At 65.5% G+C, this 6760-nt stretch carries 5 protein-coding genes; 3 read left to right on the top strand and 2 right to left on the bottom strand.

The genetic code is table 11. The features are described 5' to 3' along the window. Positions 1-807, bottom strand: an 807-nt coding sequence (locus M0R80_20195) for a HEAT repeat domain-containing protein (protein MCK9461958.1), incomplete at its 3' end; no start/stop codon positions are given. Between the two features lie 332 nt (positions 808-1139). Here M0R80_20195 and ftsY point away from each other — a divergent pair. The 3 genes from ftsY to M0R80_20180 all read left to right on the top strand — a co-directional run bounded on the left by ftsY (position 1140) and on the right by M0R80_20180 (position 4648). Then, on the top strand, positions 1140-2438 hold the full coding sequence (ftsY, locus tag M0R80_20190; protein ID MCK9461957.1) for a signal recognition particle-docking protein FtsY: 1299 nt from the start codon (positions 1140-1142) through the stop codon (positions 2436-2438). A gap of 174 nt (positions 2439-2612) precedes the next feature. Continuing rightward, complete coding sequence (locus M0R80_20185; protein MCK9461956.1) at positions 2613-3629, top strand: outer membrane beta-barrel domain-containing protein; 1017 nt, start codon at positions 2613-2615, stop codon at positions 3627-3629. Positions 3630-3685: 56 nt separating this feature from the next. Further along, a complete protein-coding gene (locus tag M0R80_20180) occupies positions 3686-4648 on the top strand; it encodes a hypothetical protein (protein ID MCK9461955.1) in 963 nt (320 codons plus the stop codon). Between the two features lie 18 nt (positions 4649-4666). Here M0R80_20180 and M0R80_20175 read toward each other — a convergent pair whose 3' ends face one another. Beyond that, the gene (locus M0R80_20175; protein ID MCK9461954.1) at positions 4667-6721 is read right to left on the bottom strand and encodes a response regulator; all 2055 of its coding nucleotides are present in this window, start codon (positions 6719-6721) and stop codon (positions 4667-4669) included. Positions 6722-6760: the final 39 nt, after the last annotated feature.

The following is a 6760-nucleotide window of genomic DNA, read 5'->3' as shown; positions in this document are numbered from 1 at the left end:
CCCGACCAGCGCGTCGATGACCGCCTTGAGCGCGCGGTCCTGCGCGCCGCGCTCGGCGTCGACCGAGATCGGCCCGTTGCTCAACGTCACCGCCCCCTCCGCCGAGGGCATTGCGAGCAGATTGTACCCCGGATTGGAGAAAACGTTGAGGCTGATCTTCACGACGAGCTGCGTGCCCAGTCGCTCGAGACGGATGATCGAACCGGTCAGGATGAACGCCTTGAGCTTCTCCTTCTTCACCATGGATTTGACCTGCCCGGCCTTCATCCCGGCGTCCTGGAGGACGACTCCGGGCGCGCGGCCGAGCCGGTCGACCACCATCGCCCGCATCTTTTCGGTGATGTCCCCGCGCTGGGAGCCGGAGGAGTCTCCCATGGCGTCGACCCGGATGAGGAAGCGCGGTGTCGCGTCCCCGACCGGCGCGAGCTCCCCGCCGCTCACGAGGGCGCGCAGCACGCGCAAGGTGGTCTCCAGTTGCGCCTTGGCGGGCTCGGACGGCGGGTCCTTCAACGCGGTCTCGATCATCGGGATGGCGGAGGGATCGCCGATCTGGCCGAGCGCGGCCGCGGAGGAGATCACGACGAGGTCGCTCTCGTCGGAAAGGGCGCGCCCGAGCGCTTTCGTGGCCTCCGCGCACCGGATCACGCCGAGCGTCGTCGCGGCCTGGACGCGGATGCGGTACGTCGCCCCCTTTTCCAGCATGTTGATGAGATAGTCGCTGCGGGCGTCCGCCAGTCCGTTGGTCGAGAGGAGGAGCGCCATCGCGCACGTCGCCACCGCCGTTCGGAGCTGTCGTGGTCGCCGCATCAGGGTTCCTCCGCCCGCCGCCAGGCTTTGCCAGCCGTTTTGACGCGCGACGAGTGAAAAAACTCATTCGTTCGGGCCGAAACGGATCCGGGCGCCAACTGTTCACGGAAGTCCATTCCCGAGATCATCGTAGGGCGTCCACCGGTTGTAAAGCCCCCAGTCGCGGAGAATCGCAGCTTCCGGGGCAGCCGGAATGCGACGCCCCGCCGCGGAGATCCGGGTCCCGGGCTTGACTTTTCTGTCTTCGGGGCGCCTAATACCGATTGGCCGAGCACACGCTTCGCTAACCAAAAAGAGCCGTAATATCGGCACGTTGCACCTGGAGGCAAGGGATGAGCGCTCCGGTTATCGCGATACTCGTCGCCGCTCTGGTGGTCGTTATCGTCGTCGTGGTCGTGGTCGTCAAGCGGCGAAAGGGGGGCGTCGAGCCCGCCGAGCCGGTCGTCGAAGGGGCCGGTGCGCGCGCCTCGAAGATCGCGGCGCCGAAGGACGGGAAGGAGCCGGCGGAGGAGGTCGAGCCCGCGGTCGTCGCGCCGAGTGAGCCCGAGAAGGCGGCCGAGGAGGTGAAAGCTCCGGCGGCGGCACCTGCGCCCGCGCCGGTCGAGGAACCGATCGCGGCGCCGGGAGTGCGGCTCGACGAGAGCGCGGAGAAGGCGGCCGCCTCCCAGCTCGAGGACGCGAAGCGGGAGCGCAAGCTCCGCAAGCTCCGGCAGGGGCTCTCTCAGACGCGCGGCGGTTTCATCACGAAGATCGGGGCGCTGTTCAAGGGGAAAAAGACCATCGATCCGGCGCTTCTCGCCGAGCTCGAGGAGGCGCTGATCACCGCCGATGTCGGGGCGAAGACGACGGAGTGGTTCCTGACGCTGCTGGGCGAGGGGTTCGACAAGAACGAGCTGGCCGATCCGGATGCGGTCTGGGCGCTGCTCAAGAGGGAGGTTCGCCGCACGCTGTCCGTCGAGGCGAAGCCGGCGGACGTCGCGGCGGGCAAGCCCCACACCGTGATGATCGTCGGCGTGAACGGCGTCGGCAAGACGACGACCATCGGCAAGCTGGCGTCGAAGCACACCGAAATGGGACAGAAGATCGTGCTCGCGGCCGCGGACACCTTCCGCGCGGCGGCGGTCAACCAGCTCGAGATCTGGGGCCGGCGCACGAAGTGCGAGGTCGTCAAGTCCAAGGAGGGAGCCGATCCGTCGTCGGTCGTGTTCGAGGCGATCAAGCGCGCCAAGGAGATCGGCGCCGACATGGTCATCGCGGACACCGCCGGGCGGCTGCACACGCAGGTGACGCTGATGGAGGAGCTGAAGAAGGTGGCGCGCGTCATGGGCAAGGCGCACGAGGGCGCGCCGCACGAGGTGCTGCTCGTGCTCGACGCCACGACCGGCCAGAACGCGCTGCAACAGGTCCGCGAGTTCGGCGAGTCGCTCGGGCTCACGGGGCTCGTGCTGACCAAGCTCGATGGGACCGCCAAGGGCGGCGTGATCATCGGGATCTGCCACGAAAACAAGATTCCGGTCCGCTACATCGGGATCGGCGAGGCAAAGGATGATCTGCGGGAGTTCGATGTCGATGAGTTCGTCGACGCCCTGTTCGTGCGAGACGAGAATGATGAGGTTATCGGTTCAAATTGATCTGATTTCGAGGTCCAAAAACAAAACGAAATTCCATTAACAAATAATATTGCTAGGAAAAGAGCGACTGTGTTATAGTCTGTCAACAATGACGGATGGGCTGAAAAGTTCAATCATTTTCGATAGTTACGGACGGCAAGGGTAGCCACCAATCGATTGCGAGGGGAACGAGTGATGAAAAGAGCACGCATCGAGCTGGCGGGGATGTTCGCTGCCCTCCTGTTGCTGCCTTCCACCCTCTACGCACAGGATGACACGATGTCGTTCGGCGAGGACGAGGTGGCGGCGGGGCAGGGGCAGGAGGGAGAGGCGGGCGCCGCTCCCGGGGACGCCATGACCTTCGGCGAGGGCGAGCCAGCCGCTGGCGAGGGAGAGGGCCAACCCGCGGAGGGGGAGCCGCCGGCCGAGGGCGGCGGAGCGGTCTCCGACTCGGACGTGCTCGGGGCGCTCGGGGTGGACGCCGCCGGCGGGACGGCGCCGGCCGAGCAGCCCGCGGCGACCGAGGAGCCCTCCTCGCAGCATCCGATCTGGGCTGTCCAGCAGGTGTACGCGCTGCGCGCGAGGCGGTTCGACTTCCAGCCGACGTTCGGCGTGTCCCTGAACGACCCGTACGTGCAGCACCAGTCGATCACCTTGGCGCTGTCCTACTACATCACCGAGGTGCTCGGGGTCGGCCTCAGCTTCAACTGGTACGGCGGCCTCGGCAAGGAGACCGATCTGAACTACTCGGTGAGCCGCGCGACCCACCAGACGATCCCGATCAACGAGTACCAGTGGGGCGGGCAGATCAACTTCACGTACGTGCCGATTTACGGCAAGTTCGCGATGTTCAAGGAGTGGATTCTCCACTGGGACGTCTGGGTCATCGGCGGCGGCGGGTTCATCTTCACTCGGCCGATCCCGGTCATCGATCCCGAGTACCGATCGTTCGATTACAAGATCAAGTTCTGCTTCAACATCGGGCTGGGCGGTCGGCTGTACCTCTCGCGCTTCCTGGCGATCGCGCTCGAGCTGCGCGACTACATCTTCCCCGAGGAGCTCGAGAACCGGACGACCTTTTCCGATCCGGAAGACCGCGAGGTCAAGGGCAACTGGGTGGACGACAACTTCAAGCTGACGAACAACGTGATGCTGCAGATCGGGGTCACCTTGTTCCTGCCGTTCACGTTCGAGTACAAGCTGCCGAAGTAGGGTACGGGAGAAGGGAAACGTAGATGACCGGTCATGGACGAAAGGGGCTAGAAACCATGAAGCGTATCACCATTGCGTTGGCCTTCGCCCTGTTGACCCTCTGCGGTGGGACGAAGATCGCCTCCGCCCAGGAGATCCTGCTCGAGGGTCCCCTGGCGGGAGCGCCGGCCGTGCGCAAGTTGGTCCAATATCGAGAGCTGCGCTTCTCGGCCGGACCTCAGTTCGGGTACACGCTCCTGAACAACTACATGCACAACTTCCTCGTCGGCGCGCGGCTCGAGTTCAACATTTTCGAGTGGTTGTCCGTCGGCGCCATCGGGTACTACTCCTTCAACGCGCCGACCAAGCTGACGCAGCACATCGCCGCCTCCGAGGACATCGGCGGCACGGCGACCACGCCCTCCGAGAGCAACTTCCCGAGCTACGGCGGTGCGAACAACTTCGAGGATCAGGTCGGGTTGCTCAAGGGGATGTACCTCGCGCAGGTCTCGGTGATCCCGCTGCGCGGCAAGCTCGCGATGTTCGAGAAGCTGTTCATCGCGATCGACGGGTACATCTTCCTCGGCGGCGGCATCGTGCACCTGAACGAGCGCGAGGACTGCCAGTCCGAGGACACGGACAACGACGGGAGCTACGACTTGTGCGGCGATCTGTCGCAGATCCCGGACGCGAACGGCGACTACGGCTCCGTGACGCGCGTGAGCCGCATCGCCGGGACCTTCACGCTGGGCATCGGGTTCATGGCGTACTTCAACGAGTGGTTCGCGCTCAATCTGGAGTACCGCATCGCTCCTTTCAAGTGGAACGAGGGCGGCACCGACGAGTCCGGCAAGGCCGGCAAGCAGTGGGAGCTCACGGAGAACGACGACGGGTCCGTGTCATGGACGCCGGTTTCCCGCGGCTCGGGCGACTACCCGGACGGCAACATCGACAAGAAGGATCGCATCTGGAACTCGAACCAGAGCATCGCCATCGGCTTCATCTTCTACTTCCCGTTCGATCCGAAGATCACGGATTAACCGCCCCGCCGACCGCCTTCATTTCTTCTTGAAAAGATCGAACAGCCCCGACGCTTCGGTGCGCTTCTGCCGCTGCCGCATCCGGATGAGCCGGAGCTGCCGCGTCGCGTCGATGTTCTGCGGATCGATCGAGAGCGCTTTTTCGTAGCACGCGGTAGCGCGTTTCTCGTTGTCCTCGCGCAGGTAGAAGTTGCCCAGAAGGTAGTACGTCAGACCGTCACCGGCGTTCTGCTTCGCGAGGAGGACGAGCTCGCGCTCGACCTTCTCCCTGATCTGAGGGTTGGCCAGGTAGGAGCACCACGCCCGGTACGCGCCGTAGCGCGCCTTGGGTTCGAGCTTCTCGGCGGCCTCGAACATCGCAAGGGCTCTCGAGAACTCCCCGTTCCTGAGCAGCGAGAAGCCGTCCTCGAACAGGATCTCGTGGCGCGGCTTGTTCGCCAGCGTCTCGATCCTGCCGGTCCTGCTCTGCTGCGTGAGCATCGTCCGCTTGGCGCCCTTATCGAGCTCCTCCTCGTACTTCGCCCGGAGGCCGGCGTCCGTGAGAGTGCGGAACGCGGAGTGGACGCGGTCGTACAGCTCCTCCATCTTCTCGTGGACGAGGCCGGTGTCGATGCCGACCAGCGTGTCGGGGTGGTACCGACGCTGTCTCGTCTGGAATGCGGCGGTGATCTGGGCCGCCGTCGCGTCCCTCGGGACGCCGAGCAGGGTGAAGTAGTCCGCGGTCCGGTACTTGATGTACTCGGCGAGGAGCGCCTGCGCCTTTTCCTCCTTGGATGAGGCGTCGGGCCGCGGGCTCTCGACCCCCTCGACCGCCGGCCGTTGCGCCGCGACCCGCGACTGCGGAGCCTGCGCCGCGCGCCGCGGGGAGAAGCCCAGCCGCTCCATGACGAACAGGGCGTAGAGCAGGGCGGCGGTCTGCTCGCGGTCACCGATCTGGCCGCCGATCTCGCGCATCGTCAGGCCGCGGCGCACGAGCTGCAGGATCTTCATCTCCCCGCTCGTGAGCGATATCTGATCGTCCGTGTACGGGGCCTCGTCGGCGAGGAAGGGGACGCTGTCCCAGGTGAACCGCTCGCCGGCGAGGATCGACTCCGACGACCAGTAGCGCCGGATCCCGTCGATGAGGATTCGCCCCGGTTTCATCCTGGCGATCACGACGTCGTCCTTCCAGGCCTCGCCGTCCTCGAACCGGAACAGGCCCGCCTTCCACGAGATCGTCGAGACCACCTTTTCGGCGAGGTGGCGCTCGATGGCGGAGAACAGCTCGTGGGGCCCGATGAGGTCCAGCTTGAGCAGCGCCTCGCCGAAGCGGCGCCCGTTCTCGGTCATCTCGCGATACGCCTCGGCCCCCTGCGCCTCGGTGATCACGCGGTTCGCGATGAGGTACGCGCCGAGCGTCTCCTCCGGCAGCGAGGACTCCGCGTAGACGGGAAGGCCGCTGGAGAAGTAGATGCGCTTTTCGGTGGTGCCGGACACGATCCGCAGCCGCCCGGTCCTGTTCGTCGCGAACAGGCCGTGGAGGATCTTCGGCAGCGGGATCTCCTCGAGCGTTCCGCTCGCGCCGACCCGGCAGGCCGTGGAGAGGATCTTCTCGTCGTTCTCCCGGTCGGCGGCGCCGCGGGTCGTGGTTTGCGCTCCCGTCGGGCCGCGCTCGACCTCGGAGCGGACGCCGGTCGTCTCGTTCAGGACGCGGCGGACCTCTTCCAGAAGGCGGCGCACCTGGAACGGCTTCTGCAAGAACGCCGCGACCTTGAGGTGCGCCGTCTCGGCCTGGAGATCCCTCGTCTGCAGCACGGCGCTCATCATGATGACCGGGACGTCGTGCCCGCCGGGGCTCTTCCGAAGCCGCTTGAGCGTTTCCAGCCCGTCCAGCTTGGGCAGGAGCACGTCGAGCAGGATCAGGTCCGGGCGGTCTCTCTCGAAGGACGCGAGCCCCGCGAGCCCGTCTCCCGCCTCGAGCACCTGGAAACCGGCTGACGCGAGGTAGAGCTGCACGACCCTGCGGACGTCGTCGTTGTCCTCGACGACGAGGACGACGGGTTTGTCTCCGGGTTGCCCACTCACATTCATCATATTAAGGTGACGATACCGTAAGAAGCAATTCAACAAGGA

The sequence above is a fragment of the Pseudomonadota bacterium genome, from assembly GCA_023229365.1.
Taxonomy (GTDB): Bacteria; Myxococcota_A; Polyangia; order JAAYKL01; family JAAYKL01; genus JALNZK01.
Note: the sequence above shows the minus strand (reverse complement) of the source record. Positions and strands in the feature narration are given on the sequence as shown.